General features: G+C 52.5%; 18 protein-coding genes. 10 read left to right on the top strand and 8 right to left on the bottom strand.

Features of this window, described 5'->3' with window-relative positions:
• The first annotated feature begins 126 nt into the window (after positions 1 to 126).
• The 3 genes from EJQ19_RS14070 (at position 127) to EJQ19_RS14060 (ending at position 2,906) form a co-directional block, all read left to right on the top strand.
• Complete coding sequence (locus EJQ19_RS14070; RefSeq protein ID WP_126141869.1) at positions 127 to 420, top strand: hypothetical protein; 294 nt, start codon at positions 127 to 129, stop codon at positions 418 to 420.
• 19 nt (positions 421 to 439) lie between these two features.
• On the top strand, positions 440 to 2,281 hold the full coding sequence (gene recQ / locus EJQ19_RS14065; RefSeq protein ID WP_126141868.1) for a DNA helicase RecQ: 1,842 nt from the start codon (positions 440 to 442) through the stop codon (positions 2,279 to 2,281).
• 316 nt (positions 2,282 to 2,597) lie between these two features.
• Positions 2,598 to 2,906, top strand: a complete 309-nt coding sequence (locus EJQ19_RS14060; RefSeq protein WP_126141867.1) for a 4a-hydroxytetrahydrobiopterin dehydratase — start codon at positions 2,598 to 2,600, stop codon at positions 2,904 to 2,906.
• On the opposite strand, the gene EJQ19_RS32960 is transcribed toward EJQ19_RS14060, so the two are convergent.
• Positions 2,903 to 3,625, bottom strand: coding sequence for a GNAT family N-acetyltransferase (locus EJQ19_RS32960; RefSeq protein ID WP_126141866.1), 723 nt, complete (start codon positions 3,623 to 3,625; stop codon positions 2,903 to 2,905). The two genes, EJQ19_RS14060 and EJQ19_RS32960, sit on opposite strands and share 4 nt — an antisense overlap.
• A 55-nt stretch (positions 3,626 to 3,680) precedes the next feature.
• Between EJQ19_RS32960 and EJQ19_RS14050 the strand changes: the two genes are divergently transcribed.
• The 4 genes from EJQ19_RS14050 to EJQ19_RS14035 all read left to right on the top strand — a co-directional run bounded on the left by EJQ19_RS14050 (position 3,681) and on the right by EJQ19_RS14035 (position 6,258).
• Positions 3,681 to 4,151 (top strand): GNAT family N-acetyltransferase, encoded by a 471-nt coding sequence (locus EJQ19_RS14050; RefSeq protein WP_126141865.1) that lies wholly within the window; start codon positions 3,681 to 3,683, stop codon positions 4,149 to 4,151.
• A gap of 155 nt (positions 4,152 to 4,306) precedes the next feature.
• Positions 4,307 to 4,786: a hypothetical protein gene (locus tag EJQ19_RS14045; protein ID WP_126141864.1), complete on the top strand. Its 480-nt coding sequence runs from the start codon at positions 4,307 to 4,309 to the stop codon at positions 4,784 to 4,786.
• Positions 4,762 to 5,304, top strand: coding sequence for a hypothetical protein (locus tag EJQ19_RS14040; protein ID WP_126141863.1), 543 nt, complete (start codon positions 4,762 to 4,764; stop codon positions 5,302 to 5,304). Before EJQ19_RS14045 ends, EJQ19_RS14040 begins: the two co-directional genes overlap by 25 nt.
• Before the next feature lie 117 nt (positions 5,305 to 5,421).
• Complete coding sequence (locus EJQ19_RS14035) at positions 5,422 to 6,258, top strand: sulfurtransferase (protein WP_126141862.1); 837 nt, start codon at positions 5,422 to 5,424, stop codon at positions 6,256 to 6,258.
• Between the two features lie 292 nt (positions 6,259 to 6,550).
• On the opposite strand, the gene EJQ19_RS14030 is transcribed toward EJQ19_RS14035, so the two are convergent.
• Positions 6,551 to 7,234 (bottom strand): hypothetical protein, encoded by a 684-nt coding sequence (locus EJQ19_RS14030; protein ID WP_126141861.1) that lies wholly within the window; start codon positions 7,232 to 7,234, stop codon positions 6,551 to 6,553.
• A gap of 369 nt (positions 7,235 to 7,603) precedes the next feature.
• Between EJQ19_RS14030 and EJQ19_RS14025 the strand changes: the two genes are divergently transcribed.
• Positions 7,604 to 8,425 carry a formate/nitrite transporter family protein gene (locus EJQ19_RS14025; RefSeq protein WP_126141860.1) on the top strand — a complete coding sequence of 274 codons (822 nt, stop codon included), beginning with the start codon at positions 7,604 to 7,606 and terminating at the stop codon, positions 8,423 to 8,425.
• Positions 8,418 to 9,335, top strand: coding sequence for an L-lactate dehydrogenase (locus EJQ19_RS14020; RefSeq protein WP_126141859.1), 918 nt, complete (start codon positions 8,418 to 8,420; stop codon positions 9,333 to 9,335). Before EJQ19_RS14025 ends, EJQ19_RS14020 begins: the two co-directional genes overlap by 8 nt.
• On the opposite strand, the gene EJQ19_RS14015 is transcribed toward EJQ19_RS14020, so the two are convergent.
• Both EJQ19_RS14015 and EJQ19_RS32845 read right to left on the bottom strand, forming a co-directional pair.
• Positions 9,314 to 9,685, bottom strand: a complete 372-nt coding sequence (locus EJQ19_RS14015; protein WP_338143332.1) for a hypothetical protein — start codon at positions 9,683 to 9,685, stop codon at positions 9,314 to 9,316. The genes EJQ19_RS14020 and EJQ19_RS14015 overlap by 22 nt on opposite strands.
• A 110-nt stretch (positions 9,686 to 9,795) precedes the next feature.
• Positions 9,796 to 10,068, bottom strand: coding sequence for a hypothetical protein (locus tag EJQ19_RS32845; protein ID WP_126141857.1), 273 nt, complete (start codon positions 10,066 to 10,068; stop codon positions 9,796 to 9,798).
• Positions 10,069 to 10,413: 345 nt separating this feature from the next.
• Between EJQ19_RS32845 and EJQ19_RS14005 the strand changes: the two genes are divergently transcribed.
• On the top strand, positions 10,414 to 16,773 hold the full coding sequence (locus EJQ19_RS14005; protein ID WP_126141856.1) for an Ig-like domain-containing protein: 6,360 nt from the start codon (positions 10,414 to 10,416) through the stop codon (positions 16,771 to 16,773).
• 100 nt (positions 16,774 to 16,873) lie between these two features.
• Here EJQ19_RS14005 and EJQ19_RS14000 read toward each other — a convergent pair whose 3' ends face one another.
• The 4 genes from EJQ19_RS14000 to EJQ19_RS13985 all read right to left on the bottom strand — a co-directional run bounded on the left by EJQ19_RS14000 (position 16,874) and on the right by EJQ19_RS13985 (position 19,164).
• Entirely contained in the window at positions 16,874 to 17,389 is a 516-nt protein-coding gene (locus tag EJQ19_RS14000) for a DUF4188 domain-containing protein (protein ID WP_126141855.1), read from the bottom strand.
• Between the two features lie 72 nt (positions 17,390 to 17,461).
• Positions 17,462 to 17,977: a TetR/AcrR family transcriptional regulator gene (locus EJQ19_RS13995; protein ID WP_126141854.1), complete on the bottom strand. Its 516-nt coding sequence runs from the start codon at positions 17,975 to 17,977 to the stop codon at positions 17,462 to 17,464.
• A gap of 180 nt (positions 17,978 to 18,157) precedes the next feature.
• A complete protein-coding gene (locus tag EJQ19_RS13990; RefSeq protein WP_126141853.1) occupies positions 18,158 to 18,748 on the bottom strand; it encodes an NAD(P)H-dependent oxidoreductase in 591 nt (196 codons plus the stop codon).
• Entirely contained in the window at positions 18,745 to 19,164 is a 420-nt protein-coding gene (locus EJQ19_RS13985; RefSeq protein ID WP_126141852.1) for an SRPBCC family protein, read from the bottom strand. The genes EJQ19_RS13990 and EJQ19_RS13985 overlap by 4 nt, the downstream gene beginning before the upstream one ends.
• Positions 19,165 to 19,167 lie beyond the last annotated feature (3 nt).

The raw sequence follows: 19,167 nt of genomic DNA, 5'->3' as shown, positions 1-19,167 counted from the left end.
AGCAGATGACCATTTATTTCCTCATTAAATTGTAACGGGCGGCGTTAACCCTGCATTCTCCTCCATAATATGATAAAGTGAAACTATATCAACAGGCTTTGCAAAGCGAAGGGAGCTGTCAGACGCATGGGTATCAAATATGGCAGAGAATATAAGGATATTGTCACAGATTTTGTGAAGGGCATCGAGATGGTGAACGGCTTTTACGAGCTGCTCGACATGGAAGCGGAAGACTGGAGCGCGATGGAGCCGGAGGAGCAGGAACAGTGCTTGCGTACGCTGGCGGACGATATTTTCTACGGCTTGGGGAGTGCGCCGGTGATGCAGGTGGGAGCGGGGAGTGTGCGCCACGATGCGGCCAACCACGTGCTGAAAGTGCATGACGGCGAGAAGCTGGTCTCGATTGTGTATCTGGTATAGAAGGTAGGGGAGCGAGGAGATGCTCGATCAAGCTAGAAAAGTTTTACAGCAGGTCTACGGTTATCCCGAATTCCGCGCCGGGCAGGTCAGTATCATCACCAATCTGCTCGAGGGCCGGGATACGCTGGGGATTATGCCGACAGGCGGCGGAAAATCCATCTGCTACCAGGTACCGGCGCTGCTGATGGACGGGGTGACGCTCGTCATTTCGCCGCTGATCTCGTTAATGAAGGATCAAGTGGACGCGCTGGGGGCGCTCGGCGTGCCTGCGACGTACATCAACTCGACGCTGGAAGCGCGTGAGGTGGAGCAGCGGATGCAGGGGGCGATGCAGGGCAAGTATAAGCTGCTCTACATCGCGCCGGAGCGGCTGGAGTCCGAGCGGTTTCGCGCACGCATGGCGGCGCTCAAGCTGCCGCTCGTGGCAATCGACGAGGCGCACTGCGTGTCGCAGTGGGGCCACGACTTCCGCCCGAGTTACGTCGGGATCGCGCCGTTTATCCGCTCCCTGCCGGAGCGGCCGATTGTGGCTGCTTTTACGGCGACGGCGACGGAAGAGGTTACGGCTGATATTGCAAGACTGCTGGAGCTGGATGGCGCCGGTATTTTCGTCAACGGCTTCTCCCGGGACAATCTGGAGCTGACGATTTTGCGGGGTGAGAACAAGCGCGACTATATTGGTAAGTATGTGGCCGGGCACACGCATCAGCCGGGCATTATTTATGCGGCGACGCGCAAGGATGTGGAAGAGCTGTACGAGCTCCTGCGCAAAAAAGGGTTCGCCGCCGGCAAATACCACGCCGGGCTGACGGACGACGAGCGCTCCTATATGCAGGAGGCGTTCCTGTACGACGACATTCGCGTCATGATCGCGACGAACGCGTTCGGCATGGGCATCGACAAGTCCAACGTGCGCTACGTCATCCACTACAATATGCCGAAAAACATGGAGGCGTATTACCAGGAAGCGGGGCGCGCCGGTCGTGACGGGGAGCCGAGTGAATGCATTTTGTTATTCAGCGCGCAGGACATTATGACGCAGAAGTTCCTTATCGAGCAGAACCAGCTCACGCCGGAGCGCAAGGCGAACGAGTACAAAAAGCTGCAAACGATGATCGACTACTGCTACTCTCCGCGCTGTTTGCGGAATTTTATTTTGCACTACTTCGGGGAAGTGGAAGTCAAGGATACGTGTGGGAACTGCTCGTCCTGCAAGGATGATCGGGACTCTGTGGACATAACGGTCGAGGCGCAAAAGATTTTCTCCTGCATTCGCCGCATGAACGAGCGTTTTGGCATCTCGATGGTGGCTTCGGTGCTGAAAGGCTCACGCGCGAAAAAGATTATGGATTATCGGTTCGACCGCCTGCCGACACACGGGATCATGAGCCAGCTGCCCGAAAAGGAGATCGCCGAGCTCATCAACGTGCTGATCTCGGAAGGCTTCCTGCAGCTGTCCGAGGGGCAGTACCCGGTAGTGCGGCTGCTGCAGCCTGCGGCCGAGGTGCTGCAAGGTCGCCTGCCCGTGTACCAGAAAGTGCGCAGACAGCCTGTCCGCACGGCGGCAGCGGTGGACAACACGCTGTTCGAGCAGCTGCGGCTGCTGCGGCGTGAGATGGCGGCGCGGGAGAAGGTGCCGCCGTACATTATTTTCGCGGACTCGACGCTCCGCGAGATGAGTGAGCAGTGCCCGACGACGGAGGACGCGATGCGGCGCATCAAGGGTGTCGGCGAGGTCAAGTTCCGCAACTACGGGCAGCCGTTCCTGGAACTGCTGCGCACGTACGCAGGCGAGAGCGACGCGGGTGCGGGCGCCGATGCAGGTGTGGACGCGGACGAGCTGGCTTTTGGGTTTGAGTAGAAGGGCTTGAGCAGGAGCAGGAGATTGGGCTTGGGCGTGCCTCGTGGAAGCCTCCGTCCGTAGTGACCCCAAGCGCCTCTCGCCTCCTGTGCGTTGAACTGGAATGCTTCCAGTTCGTTCTCCTATTTTCGGGGGAATCGGGCTCTTGAACTGGAATTTCTCCACCTCATTTCAGCTTTGAGGCACAAATTCGGCGAAATTACCAAAATGAACTGGAGGTTTTCCAGCTCATCGGCGGGAAATGTACAAATAGCTTGAAATAAACTGGAGGAAGTCCAGTTGAGGCGCGACAACTTGTTGGCGAGGAGCGTGACGTATGGCGAAATTGGACAAGGCTGAGGTGGAAGCGGGGCTATTGGCGTTGCCGGGCTGGAGTCTGGAAGCAGGCGACGACAAATGGATCACGCGCAAGTACCGGTTCGGCGCGTTCTTAGGCGCGATCGCGTTCGTGAACGAGGTCGCCCGGCTGTCGGAGGCGGCGAACCACCATCCGATGATCGCGATCGATTATCGGATGGTGACGCTGCGGCTCACGACGTGGAGCGCCGGCGGCCTGACGCCGCTCGATTTGGCAACCGCTGCCGAGTTCGACGCGGCGTTCGAGCGGCAGCAGGCACAGCCTTAGCCGGACGGTGGGCGCGGTCCGGTATACACCATGCAGTGGACGGGCTCGCCGCCCTCGGGCGTCCACTTGTCGTACGTGTCGGTGATCGTAAACCCGGCACGTTCATAAGCCCGAATCGCGCGTTCGTTCCAGACGAACACTTCGAGGTCGACCTCGTGCGACGGATGGGGCGCACGCCGCAGCGCTTCGGCGACGAGCAGCCGCACGAAGCCGGTGCCAAGGCCGTCACGGACGGCGCAATTGCCGCTGGGCTCGTGCGGTTCGGCGCGCCGCCCAAGGTTGACGGCGTCCTGGCTACAGCTCGGCGCTTCGCCGTCATCCGGCCCATCGCTTGGCGTATCGCCTGCGACCTCGACGGCGGTTTTTTCGCCGGTACAGGCCTTATCGCGTCTGCTGACGCCGCCAGCCTCGCGCACGCCGCCCCTGCGGCCCTGCCCGCACAGGTCCGGCCGCAGGCCGAGGCCGAGGCGCGTGACGCCCGCCATCGGAAAAAACTGGGCGAATCCGACCAACCCGCCGTCCTCATCGACGGCGCCGCAGTACTGGTCGGCGCGGATGTCCGGGTCGGCGAACTCCCGCTGCTCCGCGAGCATGGCGGCCCAATCCGGCCAGTTGTACTGATGGTACGGCTCGGGATAGCGCCAGGCGCAGAGCTCTTGACAATGGGTGTCGGTCAACGGGACGAGGCGCCAGGGTAACGAGGGGATCTGCCGGCACATAGAGGGCGCTCCTTTCAATTTCTTTTATACTTACTATTTAAGGAGGCATGGGCACATGAGTCAAGTCATCGTTCGCGAAGCCGTTCCCCATGATGTTCCGGCATTGCGAGAATTAATGCTTGCTTATATTGTTGATTTTTATCAATATCCGGCGCCGGAGGAGGACAAGCTGAACGCACTGATCCATAAGCTGCTCGATCAGATTGTCGGCATTCAGTTCGTCGCAGTGGCGGAAGATGGCGGACTTGTCGGCTTTGCGACGCTGTATTTCACCTACAGTACGCTGCGTGCGACACAGGTGACGGTCATGAACGATCTGTTTGTTGTGGCGTCCGAACGGGGCAAAGATGTGGCCGCCAAGCTGTTTCTCGCGTGCAAAGCCTACTCGGCGAAGCACGGCTACGGGAACATGAGCTGGGTGACGGCCCGGGACAACGCGCGCGCGCAGGCGTTTTACGACAAAATGGGCGGCCAGCGCAGCGATTGGCAGGACTACTCCATCGATCCTGCCGGCAGTCCCGAGTAGAATCGAAAGGTATAACCCGTAAGAACCTGAGGCAGAAGCCTCAGGTTTTTTCCATAGCAGCGCGCATGCTCCTTGACGGTGCAGGGAACTCTAAGCGTATAGGCCCAATTTTGGAGGAAATTATATGGCCATACGAATGAGGCGAGGTGCAGACCATGACACTTCCTCTGATTGCATTGAGTGCTCTAGCGGCTGCAGGCTTGTACTCCCTGCGGTTTCTCCGAAACAGCTTTCGAACCGTTGAAATTGCCGCTGCCTTTATGATCCTATGCAGCCTGATTATCGAAGTCTACGGCATGATCACCCTAAATCTCGATCTGCTTAACCATTCGTCGACGTTTACAGGGTATTGGTATATCAACCTATACCTTCTAATTCTCGTCCCCTGTGTTACGTTGTGGCTGATCGCCGGTCTGTTCTCTCCTGCTGTGCCTTTTTTCGCCAAGGGGTTGCTTATCGCAGCGTGGCTATGCGGCAATTATGGCGGCGAGCTTCTGATGGACGCTTGGGGCATACTGACGTTTGATCATTGGAATATGGCCTATTCTTCCTTGGATTGGTTAATTATACTGACGCTATCTGTCTGTTTTATTTATGGATTCCGCACAATGTGGAGAAAGCAGGTAAGCCGATGATCCTCGACCCGCCTGCGCATTTCGATAGCAATGAATGGTTTATTATGGGTGCCGCCGTGGTCGTGCTCACCATATGTTGGATGCTGCCTCGTCGGTGGTTGCCTGTGCAGACGATCTTTCTTGTCTTATTCAATCTCTATTTGGGGAAGGTAGGAGATTATTTGCTGGCGATTCCGCCTGTTGATCTTTATGATGCGAATGATACGGAGAATTACGAGATCTTCGATTTCTTGCTGTATGTGGCTGCCTATCCTCCCGTCGTCTACATTATGCTGAACGTGTACGACAAGTGGAGATTGAAAGGCATGCGCCGGGTGCTGTATATCGCCTTCTTCGCGCTTTTGACCATGGGTCTGGAGTGGTTGGCGCTTTTGGCGCATGTGTTCACCTATAAAGGGTGGCATATCGGTTATTCCTTCTTTGTGTATTGCGCGGTGTATGTGCTCAACGTGCTCGTATTCCATTGGGTTCGGCGTGTAATTATACGGGAAAAGGGGCATGCAGACCCGCAGTGGTGACCCTCCTAAGCGGCAGCGTTGCCAACCCAATCGTCACTTTCGTCCCTCGGCATTTTACGTTAAAATGGATGGTGATGGAAGATTGCTCGATTACTTGTGGGGAAGGTGGCCATAACCGTGGAAAATATCGTAAGTCAATCGTGGCTCTTAGGTCAATTGGGCGACGCCAATATCGTCATCGCGGATTGCCGCTTTGCGCTGGGACAGCCGAACTCGGGGCGCACGCTGTATGAACAAGATCATATTCCGGGCGCCGTCTACGTCGATCTGGAAAAAGACATGTCCGGCGCCCTCATGGCACACGGCGGGCGTCATCCGCTGCCGGATCTCGGCGGGTTCTCGATCCTGGTCGGCAACCTCGGCATCGACGGCACGACAACTGTCGTCGCGTACGACGACCAAGGCGGGGCGATGGCCTCGCGCTTATGGTGGATGCTGAAGTTCCTCGGGCATTCCGAGGTCTATGTGTTGGATCAGGGCTACGCGGCGTGGAAAGTGGCCGGATACCCTGTCACGGCAGAAGTGACGCAGCCTTACCCGCGCACATTCTCGCCGAAGGTGAACCGCCGCATGCTGGCGTCCATGGACGAAGTGAAGGACAAGCTCGGCCGCCCGGGCACTGTGCTGGTCGATTCGCGCGAAGAGCGGCGCTACCTCGGGCTTGAGGAGCCGATCGACAAGGCCGCGGGGCATATCCCGGGCGCGCGCAACTTCTTCTGGAAAGGCGTCCTCGGCGAGAACGGCGCCTGGAAGACGGCTGCGGAGCAGGAGCAGCATTTTGCTTCGCTGCGCGATGCTGAGGAAATCATCGTCTACTGCGGTTCCGGCGTGACGGCGTGCCCGAATGTGCTCGCGCTGAACGAAGCGGGTTTCGACAATGTGAAGCTCTATAGCGGAAGCTGGAGCGATTGGATCTCGTGGGAAGAGAACCCGATTGCGACGGGTGAGGAGTAAGAGGTTTGGAGCCGCGTCGGACGCGGGTCTGGGGGCTGTGGCAGTTTGCCGAGAGGTGGGCTGCTGCGGCCCTTTTGCGCCTTTTTTCCGTAACTTGCAGGGGTCACTGCTCGCACACGCTATTTGAATGCCTGTTAATCTGCATGATATTTCATATACGATTTGTTGTAGTACGCGCAAATTGACAGGTTCTATATGATTTTTCATACAGGATCGTCAAAATTGCCTTTTTCACGTAAATTCTATACGATTTTTCATATACATTTCAGAAGCATAGGGTTATAGGGACACGTTACACTAAATCCGGACTTTGGATGGAACCCACGTATTCATAGTAAATAACCCGCCCAGACGCGCCCCTGGCTACCGATCGAAACTTTCCTTTTTCCTCTAGTATGCGACAGTACTTTATGACGGTCATAGGATGAAGTTCCAGTTCTCGCGCTGCCGCAGTTGGACGAAGAACACGATTGTGGCGAATGGCTGCTCGCATTAAGTCTCGTTCTATTTTTGAAAAGGGTCTTGGAACCGCTCTTGCAACTCCTAGCACCGCGGTCAAATAAGGGGACAAGATGTTCCGCAAGGCGGAGAGTATGAACGAGGGATTTTCTTTTAGCTCATCCAAAGAGATGTAGTAGATCGCACAGTCTTGAGCCTGCAGAAAAAGTCCCCGGTTCAAATCCATGCGATATTTCGTCCGGTCCTTTCCGTGGGACCCACAGTCCATGATTTCCAATCCAATCTGCAAGGCACCAACCCTCCACATGAAGTCAATAAAGTAGGATCTTCCTCGCCAATCCATCACTTCATATTCTGGATGCAACCCGTGGAAATGACCGACAAGCGGCCACCAAACTTTTTCGACGAACAATCTATTTCCGTAGCCATGACCGCGTTTCAGGGCATCGAGTCGCTCCCCTTTTCTTCGTTTTAGATGGTTAATCATCCATTTCTCGTGTTCAATTTGAAATCCCATTCCCAGTCCTCCTCGCTTTTCAAAAAACAAAAAGCCCCGTCCTTTCCGGTCTGGAAAGGAAGCGGGGCATGCTTTGCCACGTGGCTGTAAATATATGGATATCCCTAGTGTGTCATAAAATTTGAAGGAGCGCAATGGGGGATGTAACAGGTTGTCGAGAGGCAGGCTGTTGCAGCCCTCTTTTGTTCGTGTGCAAACAGGTTTGCACACAGGAATTTGCCGGAACTAGGATGTGATAAACATCACAGCAAGATTTGACCTTTTCATTTACTATCTGTTCTAAGGAAGCATTGCCGGCGTCTATATTAACTGCTCTAAATACAATCAAATCTTTGCTCTGCATGCCATCAAGTTCGGAGGTGAGTGCATATGGAAGTTGCCGCTCTCGAGAAGGTTGAACAGCTTGCCTTGAAGAAGCTCAAAGTATTCAAGATGAGCCGTCTAAGGTATATCGCGCGCTCCGCACTCGCGAGTATGTTCATCGGGTTCGGCGTCATCGTTGCGTTCAAGACGGGCAGCTTCTTTTATGGGGAACATTCGCCGCTTACGTACCCCATGGCAGCCATTACTTTCGGTGCGGCCATCATTCTGATCGCTTACGGGGGAGGGGACCTGTTCACGGGTAACACCTTTTATTTCACGTACACGGCCCTGCGACGGAAAATGAAGTGGCGTACCGTGTTGCGGCTATGGTTGTATACCTACGTAGGCAACATCATCGGTGCCGCCTTTTTCGCGCTCATAATCTACACGACCGGACTATTCGCGGAGTCGTCTGTCAACGAGTTCCTGCTCAGTGTCGTGGATAAAAAAATGAATCTGCCGATGGGGGAACTGTTCTTCCGGGCCATCCTCTGTAACTGGCTCGTCTGTCTGGCCTTCTTCGTTCCTCTGTCGCTCAAGGGAGACGGAGCGAAGATGTTCGCTATGGTTCTCTTCGTGTTCTGCTTCTTTATCTCCGGCTACGAACATAGCATTGCCAATATGTGCACGTTCGCGATCGCGTTGGTGCTGCACCATCCTGGGACGATATCCATCGGCGGGGTGTTTCATAATCTCATTCCCGTCACGCTGGGCAATATCATTGGCGGCGCAGTGCTGATGGGCGTGATGTATCACTATGTGAACAAACCGTATTTGGAAGATCTTAATTCGACTACTACATTAACGGAGGGCGATTTGGATGAATAAAACGAAAATTGTGATCATTGGCGTAGGAGCTGTCGGCGCGACGACGGCGTACACACTGTTGCTGAGGGAGCGGGCGGATGAGCTGGTGCTCATTGACGCCAACAAAGGCAAGGCGAAAGGCGACGCGATCGATATGAACCACGGCCTCCCTTTCCTAGGAAAAACGAAGGTGTGGGCGGGCGAATACGAGGATTGCCGCGATGCCAGCGTGATCATCATTACAGCAGGAGCTGCCCAAAGGCCAGGCGAGACGAGGGTCGATCTGTTAAAAAGGAATGTCGGCATCTTCGAGAGTATCATGACGGAAGTGCTCAAGTACAATCAGGACGGCATTCTGCTGATCGCTTCCAACCCTGTGGACATCATGAGCTACTTTTCGTGGCGGAAGTCGCAGTGGCCTGTTCAGCGGATCATCGGTTCGGGCACGCTGCTCGACAGTTCGCGTTTCCGTTACCTAATCGGAGAAGAGCTGGGCATCGATCCGCGCAGCGTGCATGCGCATATCATCGGCGAGCATGGCGATTCCGAACTCCCGGTGTGGAGTCTGGCCAATATCGCCGGAACCCGCATTCCATTCAACGAGGAGACGAAGGATAGAATTTTCACGAACACGAGGGATGCGGCATATGAGATTATCTCGGCCAAGGGAGCTACCTACTACGCGATCGCCCTCGCACTCGACCGTATCTGTACCGCAATTCTTCGCGACGAAGGTGCTGTGCTTAATGTCTCGACGCTGCTTCAGGATTATCACGGGGTATCGAATGTCTATTTGGGCGTCCCTTGCGTCGTGGATCGCAGCGGCGTTCGCGAAGTGCTCAAACTAGAGCTCTCGGAGTTGGAGCAAGAGCAGCTTCAGCGGTCGGCGCAAAAGATGAAGGAGCTGATTCAATCCATTTCCCTTTCGTGAATCAGCTTCAACAAAAGCCATTTTAATGGCAAGCCTAGCCCTATTCCTACAAAGCAGCAAAGTATTGGCAACCATACCGGTCCCAACAATAATCCAAAAATTGTAAAACTAGGAGAGTACATGACTCCCACTGTAACTAAATAGGCAGATAAAACAAATGGCAAGTAAGAATATCGGGATTTTTCCCCTGTCACATCACGGTATGTATCCCATGCAGCAAAAAAATACAGGCAAGGATAAAACATGAGCCATTGGTAATTGGCTTGACTAATCGCTTTTGGAATATCCCCTTGAAAACTTGACATAATGATCTCATTAAAGTGGGATTGAACATTGACCAGAAATTCCAAGCCAATGAAGAGGACCCCCTTCCAATATTTCCGATGTAAAAGTTGACTAAGCCCTGGGAAGGCCATACTCCATAGCAGCTTCTCGATCCGATTCTCCATAGCGTATAACATTACATTTGAGTAGGGCTTATTAATTGATATCGATCCTCGGCTTGGGGAGGTTCTTCCATCCATCCGTTCTTTACCATGAGCTTGTCACCATCTTGGGCGTAGGTAAGGATATCAGCTTCTAATGCTGTTGCCGAGGGGGGTTCGTCTTGTAAACTGTCCATTGTAGATTCTCCATTCATCATAGTCGACTGATCAATATAACTAAGATTTACTTTTAATGTAAAATTATTCTGACACCGGAAAATTGTAGATAGCCCCTTATCCTGGTTCACTAGTCCTGCTCCTTCTGTGCCCCCAGCAAATCTAGCCGATTCCATAAATTCCCGTTAAAAATGTGCATGAAATTGTCGAATTTTCTAATGAATTATTTCAAAGGTTTTGGTATATTGTAGGTCAAAGATCCTATGCTCGCGGGTTGTTTTGTTCAGAAATTGTTCAGAATCGTGTGTTATAGTGCTTATTGTAATAGGAATTTAGGTCTAAGGTCGCATGAATCAAACTTGCAAACCGTGCTATTTGTCAATTTCTGTCAAGTGACGCGAGAATACCAAAAATTGCCCAAGGCTGCCGGATGCCATTCCGGTTAGTGTCTTGAGCGAAGGGAATGGGAAATAAGCATGAGACACAACGGCATTAAAAGATTAATTTCAGCAGGGCTAGCTCTGCTCCTGGTCGTAGGGGCTATTGGCTTTTCCCCCGCCAGCGTAGCGGCAGCGGCGGCGCCCACGTCGACTACAGCGAACTACAAGCAGTTCCAAGTCAAGTTGACGGCCGATCCGGTGACAGATGCGGCGCCTGTCGGCTCACCTAGCGGGTTCGGCACAACAGGTTCAGCCGGGCGCATATGGACCGACAAGAGCGTAACGGCGGAAAGTGACGGCAGTTTCGGTGTCAAGTTGTCTACATTGGCACAGGAATATGTGACTGTCAACTCGCAGAACCCTGGCGTAGGTGGCGGCAGTGGCAACACGCCGGCGGCGGATGTGACGTTTATTTTGGACATGAGTCTGTCTATGGGCTCATCTGGCAATGACATCGCGAAACCAGGTGGAGGCACTTATTACCGCGTACAAGCCATGGCACTTGCGGCAAATGAAGCCATCCGTACCGTTATGAACGCAAACCCGAACAACCGAGTTGCAGTCTATTGGTTTGGAGGGGGCGCTACGACTAATCACCTCGGTACGATGTTGGACTTGGGTCATTATGAATTTACTTCAGGCCATGAAAGTGAAGATTATTTAAAGTATTCGAATTATACCATCACTCCAAACAGCAATCTAAGAAGAGATGGCAGTTCTATTTCAGCTGCACAGGTATCGTTGGGGGCGGGAACACCGACCCAGGACGGAATTATGTACGGAATTTCAAAGACGATCAAGGATTTGGGAACGAGGGAAGACGGACCTAGGCGCCAGCCTTACGTATTTATCCTTTCAGACGGAGCGGCGGTAAATGCCAAAAAAGCATGGTATACGTCACCCAAAGGCAAATCATTTGAGTCTGATTATAACAATGCGTTAACCGATGCAATTACAATTGCAAATTATAACCGGCCAAGCTCCTCTGATAATAATTACGTGCCTGCTAGCGGATCCGCCTCGACAACTACGGGCACGGATGAAATCGCTGCGCTGACCACGCTCACCGGTGCGTATATGAAAAAGCTTATAGGAGAAAAGTATACAGCTTACAACGGAGAGTCCACGGAATCCAAATTTTATACGGTTGGTTTGGGTTCATCAGCGGCAATTAACGGACCCAGTGGCAGTAGTCCAGTTTATGCTTGGGCGGGTCTTGACCCAAAAACACTTTATGATAATAGAACAAATAGTAGCTTTAGAGATGGTTCGGCGGTAGCTACCTATAATAAGCTGACAGGTTTTGCGGTCTCTGGACCGGGCGGTATCGATTATGCCAACACTTTTGTCTACAGCAATTATTATACCTTTGCCTCCAGCTATGATTTACTCAGCGGAGCCTTCAACGGGATGGCCAGTGACGTAGAGGCTTCCACGACCATCCTTCCACTGCTCGATATCCCTGCAGGCGGAGGGCTTGGAGGCAGCTCGGAAACGGCCGAGATCAAGAGCGCCATCGTCTTCGTTGACGAAATCGGTCAGGGTCTGACCGTCGATACGTCCACGCTGAAAATTGGAGACGCTGTTGCGGCGGTCGACACAAGTCTGAGCATAACCGGCGGTACGGCATATAAATTTGCCGGATATGGAAGCAAGGCTGTCATTCAGACGGTTGATGGCGTTACCAGCCTCACCTGGTACATCGATTCGTCAGATATGCAGCCGCACATTTACCGTTTTACAAACCGGACTAGCCCGGTGGCGGGAGAATATACCGCGCCTACAAATGGTTCTTTTGCACTCAACTATAAAGTTAAACCTGCATTTGCAGCATTGCCTGACGACAGCGGACTGAATCTTGCCTACTATCTCAATTCCGGCAGCGCAGCCGGAGGGGCAAAAACCGCGGCTTACTTCACTCCGCCCGCCGACAGCCCGTATTATCAAACGTTGAATAGCCCGCAGACGGTTTCCAAGTCAGGTGGCATCGGAGCGGCTTATGTTACCGAGGAGTCATTGTCCGGTGGGAAAATGACGATGAAACTTGGCAACAACGGCAAGCTGGATTTGGAAATGGGGATTGTTAAGGCTGGCCCAGCGACTGCTCAGCTCAACGGCACTATCAATTATACGGTTACGGTTTATAACTATACAGATACACCCAAAACAGGTCTTAGCGTCATCAGCGAAGGGCAAACACAATCAGGTATTACGGTTCCCGCAAATGGCAGTAAGGAGATGACTTTCAATGCAACCGCGCCAGGCACGACAGGACAGATAACCAGTGGCGCTGCGGTCATTTCGGGTATCAATCTTGCATCCAATACGGTGACAACGGACGTAACGAATGTGAATGCACCGCCAACTGCAGCGGCGCAATCGGTTGATGTGAATCAAAATACGGCGAAGGCCATCACCTTGAGCGTCACGGACGATCTGACCGCCGTGAATGATCTGATCTACACGGTGCCGGCGACAACCGCGCCGGCACATGGGACATTGTCACAGGACACAGTGGACAAGAATAAATGGACATACACGCCGACTACGGGATACTCGGGCCCAGACAGTTTCACCTACAAAGTGACCGATGCGGGAGGTTTGTCGAGCAGCGAAGCTACGATCACGATCACGGTGAACGGAGCACCTACAGCGGCAGACCAGACGGTGCAAGTAGTTAAGGATACGCCGAAGGTCATCACGTTGGGAGTCACAGACGATCTGACCGCTGTGAATAATCTCATCTACACCGTGCCGGCGACAACAGCCCCGTTGCACGGAACATTGACGCAGGACGCGACGAATAAAAACAAGTGGACGTATACGCCAAGCGCAGGGTATACAGGTTCTGACAGTTTTACGTACAAAGTGACCGATGAAGGGAACTTGTCTAGCAGCGAAGCCACGGTGACGATTATCGTGAACGGACCGCCTGTGGCAGTCGGTCAGGATGTAAAGACAAACAAAGACGTTGCCAAACCGATCATGCTCATCGGGATGGATGATCTGTCCTCCGTGACAGGTGTAGTATATCACGTGCCTAGTACGACGTTGCAGGGCGGCACGTTGACACAAGTGGGTACAAGCGGGGCAGTGATTTACACGCCAGCGCCTGGTTATATTGGTCCGGACAGCTTCACATTTACAATTACGGATGAAGGCGGCTTAGTAAGTAACCCAGCTGTAGTTAACCTCACGGTGAACGGCAGTCCGACGGCTTCGGGCAACACGTTCGAAACATCGGAGAATGTGAGTTTGACTGAACAGGTCGTGGGAACTGACCCGAACGGGGATGCATTGTCTTACCACATCGACACGCAGGCCGGGCATGGCACTGTGACGATGGATACATATGGAGGCGGTGCTTTTACTTATGTGCCGACGGCCGATTATGCGGGGGAAGACAGCTTCACCTTTAAGGTGATGGACGAAGATGGCCTGGAAAGCGAACCGGTAACGGTGGCGATTACGATTTTGAAGTCGCTGGACGGATGGGTTGGCAATAACGGGCTCGGCGTCTTGAATCCTCCGGTTATTGTTGGGGCGGGAGATCCGCTTAAACTATCAGCAATCAGTTCCATCTTTGCGACTTCAGCAAAGGCAACGATTACGTACAAAATCCTAAATGCTGCCAACATGTTGGTGGATCAAATCGATACGGTAGACCTGGCGGTGAACCCAGTGGGAACAACGTTGGTCGGCACGCAGTGGACGAATGTCAACTATCGATTGAACGACAAAGCGGTAACAGGATTCTATACCGTTACTTATGCGACGTACAAGCAAGGCAATCCGTTCCAGACAGAGCCAAGCGACCGTTTGGCGGATAATCACTTCAGTGTTGTGACGAACATCAATTTGGTAGGTACGGTACAAAGGGATGGAGAAGCAGGTCCGAATCTTCCTCTTGCGGGCGCCAAAGTAACGCTGTACGATCCAACCGGCTTGAATAAGGTTGCCGAAACGACAACGGATGCAAATGGCGGCTATAGCTTTGAGGACATTGCCACCAAGAACTATTTAATTGAAGTGGGCAAGCAAGGATACACATCGAAGAAACGGGTATTCAACGCTTTGCCGACAACGACGGGTCAAACAGAGGTCAGGCAGGATTTCCTGCTGGTCAACTTCGGGCTCGGCCTGACGGCAACCCCTACGGCCATCGTCGGTGATGGGAACACCACGTCGGTGCTAAAGACGGTTATCACCGACCGCAACGGGAACCCGATTCCCAACATCGAAGTCGTATTTGGCGCTCTGGTCGGAACTTTCCCTGGTGGATCAACAGCAGTGACCAATGCAAATGGCGTTGCTTCGGTCGTGTTCAAATCGGCGAAGATTGAAGGCATACTTTCTCAACTTGTTCCGGTAACGGCTACTGTGAATGATGATGCAAACGGGCTGCACGATACCGCGCAAATTCTGATTACGTTCGAGCCTGCCTCCGTTGTCGGACAAGTCACGAATACGACTAACGGCCATGCCGGCAGCAATGTACTTGCGGGCGTTCCTATTAAGCTGACGGCCGATTTTGACGGGGACGGCATCATCGATTTCTCGGCGGAGACAGTGACGGATAGCGATGGCAAGTACAGCATTGCCGTACCGAGGGGGGATAAGCCGTACCATTTGGAAGTTATCCGTACTGAGAATATTGGTGGCGTCGCTACACCGGTTTCTTACCAGCAGACAGCCAATGTAGGGATTGTAACCGGCGCAGGTAACGAGAGCTTCAATTCCGAGAAAACAGCGACGGGCATCGTGCTGTTCAAGCAGCAGGACGGTACGGAAGAAGGCAAGTCCAGCTTGCCTAGCTCGGATTTGAAGAATAGTATGAAAGTTTATGTGAAAAAGACGGACGGCACTTATATCGAGGATAGCCCCGGTCATCCGAAGTCATTCGCTCTTGCGAACCAAGGTGTCTTCAATGTCGAGGGACTGTCTGTAAATGAGGCCTACACGCTGGATTTTGCCTACGAGGTATCACCGGGCAAAGAAATCGTGCTATCGCACAGAACGGTGCAAGTATCGGCTGACGGTGAAATGAACATTACGCAAGAGCTGATCGACCCTTATGGTAAGGTAACGGATGCTGTTACGAATAGTCCGATCGCAGGCGCGCATGTGGTTCTCTACTACGCTGGCACAACGACCGGCGTTGTGTTACCGGGCATTGCAGGCTTTGCGCCTAATAACAATGCAAGCCCTGATCAATACACCGATGCGTCAGGTGACTATGCCTACATGGTATTCCCGGATACCGACTATAAATTGGTTGTTTCCAAAGAAGGCTATAACACGAAAACAATTGATAATATCCATGTCGGTAAAGACATCGTTAAACAAGACTTTACCCTGGATCCGATCCCGCCTTCGAATGGAACGCCAAGCGTACCGACGCCAACAAATGTAACCTTGAACCTGTCCGTGGATAAGAACCTCGTGCAGGAGGGCGGAAATTCCACAATTTCAGTGGATTATACGAATCCGACTGCGACAACCATTAAGGATGGCAAGATTACGGTTACCGTGCCCGATGGCGCCAAAATTGTAGACGCTGACGGCGGTACTGTTGACGGCAACACAATTACATGGCCGATAACGGACTTGCCTGTCGGACAAGCTGGCAGCCACCACGTTGTTGTGAAATGGCCGCAGCTCTCCACAAAGGATGCTGATTTTGATTTGCAAGGCAAGTTCACGGTCGGCGTAAATGCAGTGAAGGCGAGTTCGACCGTGAGAGTCAAAGTATTCTCAGATCGTTACAACCATTTGCAGCATCAACATTATATTCTGGGGTATCCGGATGGCACCTTCAAAACGAATAACGCGTTGACACGAGCGGAGCTCGCAGCCATTGTTGCAAGATTAACTGAAAATGTGAAAATCGAAGCGCCATTGACCTTCCGTGACGTATCGGAAACGCACTGGGCAGCGAACTACATCAAGATCGTAACCAAACATGGCTTCTTCAATGGGTTTGAAGACGGCACCTTCCATCCGGAAGCGCCGGTAACAAGAGCTGAGCTGGCATCGGTTATGGTGCGCTTCTTGAAGCTGAACGTCGGTGTGACCGGTGACTACCACTTCACAGATGTTCAGGGTCATTGGGCAGCTCAGTCGATTGAAGAATTGTATCGTGAAAAATTCCTTGCCGGCTATCCGGACGGAACATTCAAACCGGCAGCGAACATTACCCGCGTCGAAGCTGTTACATTGATCAACCGGATGTTGTACCGCGGTCCATTGACCGGCATCTCGCCGTTATTCCCGGATGTGTCTTCAACGTATTGGGGCTTTGGGGATATCATGGAAGCAAGCGTCTCACATGAATCCACCCGCAATGCGGACGGAAGCGAAGCTTGGTTGAACAAGATTGCGGATGACGTGCAATAATTAATAAAGAGAAGACCTTAGCCTACTCAATAGGTTAAGGTCTTCTTTCTTTGTGCTTGAGATGAAATTTTATGGGAATTGTTCCAAATCACAGGGGAGACTATTTTTGCGCATCTCGATGCTGGGGCGTAGGAACAGCAGGCTCATTCGTGCCGCCCATCCGCCTCCGTGAGGTTTCATAATGCCCAACAGCCGGAAGATGTTCAGCCACTTTACCTAGGCCAAATTTCGGCATATTGCCATAGATACATTCATAATCGCCGCTCTTGATCTTGTAGGTTTCGTGGTAGATGCCCACGGTACCGTCTGTGCCAATCGACTTATTGAACTTACGCCAAGCAATCAAATGTTGGCCGCCCCGTGCATAAGTCTCAAGCTGCTCGTAAGAATCCCAGTATTGAAGCAAATTCACCGTTCGCCAGCCAAACATAAATTCCGTACCGCGAAATCCTAGTTTGCGATTCATATAGAGCTCCCGAATCATCGGCCCCATCGCCATAAACACCGGCAGCCATTTATGCACCGCCCAGAGCTTATTGACACGCATGCCAATGATGAATACAACGAAATCACCTTCCACGCGAGCTGTGTATCTTCCTGGCATTACTTTTGCCATTGAGCTTCATCTCCTTTGAAGTTTTATTTATTGATAAATAAATGAAAACCGTTAAAAGAAGAGAAGGCATAGTTAATCCTTCTCACAATAATACGGTGAAAGCTCCGGCAGCTCCAGAACCTCCGATAGAATCGTCATCATCCCTAGGCCGATGAAGCTGGACGCCTGAAAGCTTGCCTGCGGAATGTTAGCCCGTTCGAATTGCTCTTGAACGACCCGGTGAATCTGGGCGAAGCCTTCTCTTGCTTTTTCACGAATCACAGGTTCTCCTATCGTGAACGATTGCATCGAAAGTAGAGTTTCGTCCCGGTGTGAAGCAATCAGTTCACCGAACACTGCCCCCATGCGGATCATCAATTGTTCCGATGGAGCTTCAACCTCCCGGAAAATCCCGACAATTCGCTGCACGGACTGCTCCAACACGGCAATATACAACGCCTCTTTGGACTTGAAAAAATGAAAAACATAAGGCTGCGTAACCCCCACAGCTTGCGCTATATGCGCGGTCGTCGTTTTGTAGTAGCCCTGTTTGGCGAAGACGGCGATGGCTGCCTCGAGAATTTGCTGTTTACGATCGTCTTTGCCCACTTCGTGATGCTCCTCAACGTTTATTTATTAATTAATAAATAAACGATTTTCCGTAAGTTGTCAACGGGATTTTCCAAATTCGCTGTATCATGCACGAAAGTCATCGTTTCGCTACAAAGCAGATCGTGTTATTCTTATGGCGGATTTCCGCGAGAATAGTCGCGGGGCTTGTGAACGGCGCTACTGCGCCGAGCCCGTCTTCATCATGGCGTCCAGCATTCGTTTACGAACGACCTGCGGGTTCAGATCGGGGGAGGTAATGTGCGTCAGGTAGTCTCTGGCACTATGCTCGATTTGCTCATCCGTCGCTTTGATTGCGCCATAGAATTTATAATGAGGCAGGAAGATCATGCCGGTCTGATTGGCAAACACTTGCAGGGGACGGACCAGTTCGCTGATGGTATACCCAATGAGGCCGCCCGATTGGTAGGAAGCTTCATCGCCGCCAATCGATAGGGCAAGTGCGAGCTCGGTCCCCGCGACGGCCTTGCCGCCGGTGCTAAACAACCAGGATGTCGTCACGACGTCATCCAGCCACTGTTTTAACAGAGCCGGCATGCTGTACCACTGAATGGGAAACTGCAAAACGACGCGTTCATGCTGCGCGAGAAGGTTCTGTTCATTTTTCACGTCAATGACATGGTCGGGGTAGGTTGGGTATAGTTCTTGAACGGTGATTTCATCGGGGTACTTACGAAGTTCCGCTATCCAACGTTTGTTGACGCGCGACTGTTCGATATTCGGGTGGGCTGCAAGGACTAAAATTTTCATCTGCGGCCTCCTTTGGCTTCAAACTCAATGGTCGCTTTCATAACCTCCGCGCCGCGATAGATACGCGCTTGAATCTCTGGAGCGAGATGCTCCGGCAGAAAATCGGTGATCCAGACGAGGTTAGTGCCACTGTCGCCGTGAGGGAAAACTTGAAGCGATGCATGATGATGCAGCAGAGGCATGCGCCCTTCTACGACGGCATATGCCATTCTGCGTTCCTGATCATCGATGGACACAATGTACTCGCGCGTCATGCCGCCATTTGGCAGCAATAGCGTCCTTTCGTGACCGTTGATGAGGGTGTTTTCGGTATAGCCGGGAACCAGTCGATCATGGACAGCACCGACGTCACTGACGGCGTCCCATACCTGCTCGGGTGAAGCATCAATCCAAATGTCCTTACGAATCGTTGCCAAAAT

Origin of the sequence: Paenibacillus whitsoniae, from assembly GCF_003955665.1 — a bacterium.
GTDB lineage: Bacteria > Bacillota > Bacilli > Paenibacillales > NBRC-103111 > Paenibacillus_E > Paenibacillus_E whitsoniae.
This window is presented reverse-complemented; position numbering and strand designations above follow the sequence as displayed.

Bases quoted from the DNA above. Each gene is read 5' to 3' on its own strand.
- EJQ19_RS14070 (WP_126141869.1), top strand. From the start codon at position 127: ATGGGTATCAAATATGGCAGAGAATATAAGGATATTGTCACAGATTTT.
- recQ (WP_126141868.1), top strand. From the start codon at position 440: ATGCTCGATCAAGCTAGAAAAGTTTTACAGCAGGTCTACGGTTATCCC.
- EJQ19_RS14060 (WP_126141867.1), top strand. From the start codon at position 2,598: ATGGCGAAATTGGACAAGGCTGAGGTGGAAGCGGGGCTATTGGCGTTG.
- EJQ19_RS32960 (WP_126141866.1), bottom strand. From the start codon at position 3,625: ATGTGCCGGCAGATCCCCTCGTTACCCTGGCGCCTCGTCCCGTTGACC.
- EJQ19_RS14050 (WP_126141865.1), top strand. From the start codon at position 3,681: ATGAGTCAAGTCATCGTTCGCGAAGCCGTTCCCCATGATGTTCCGGCA.
- EJQ19_RS14045 (WP_126141864.1), top strand. From the start codon at position 4,307: ATGACACTTCCTCTGATTGCATTGAGTGCTCTAGCGGCTGCAGGCTTG.
- EJQ19_RS14030 (WP_126141861.1), bottom strand. From the start codon at position 7,234: ATGGGATTTCAAATTGAACACGAGAAATGGATGATTAACCATCTAAAA.
- EJQ19_RS14025 (WP_126141860.1), top strand. From the start codon at position 7,604: ATGGAAGTTGCCGCTCTCGAGAAGGTTGAACAGCTTGCCTTGAAGAAG.
- EJQ19_RS14020 (WP_126141859.1), top strand. From the start codon at position 8,418: ATGAATAAAACGAAAATTGTGATCATTGGCGTAGGAGCTGTCGGCGCG.
- EJQ19_RS14005 (WP_126141856.1), top strand. From the start codon at position 10,414: ATGAGACACAACGGCATTAAAAGATTAATTTCAGCAGGGCTAGCTCTG.
- EJQ19_RS14000 (WP_126141855.1), bottom strand. From the start codon at position 17,389: ATGGCAAAAGTAATGCCAGGAAGATACACAGCTCGCGTGGAAGGTGAT.
- EJQ19_RS13990 (WP_126141853.1), bottom strand. From the start codon at position 18,748: ATGAAAATTTTAGTCCTTGCAGCCCACCCGAATATCGAACAGTCGCGC.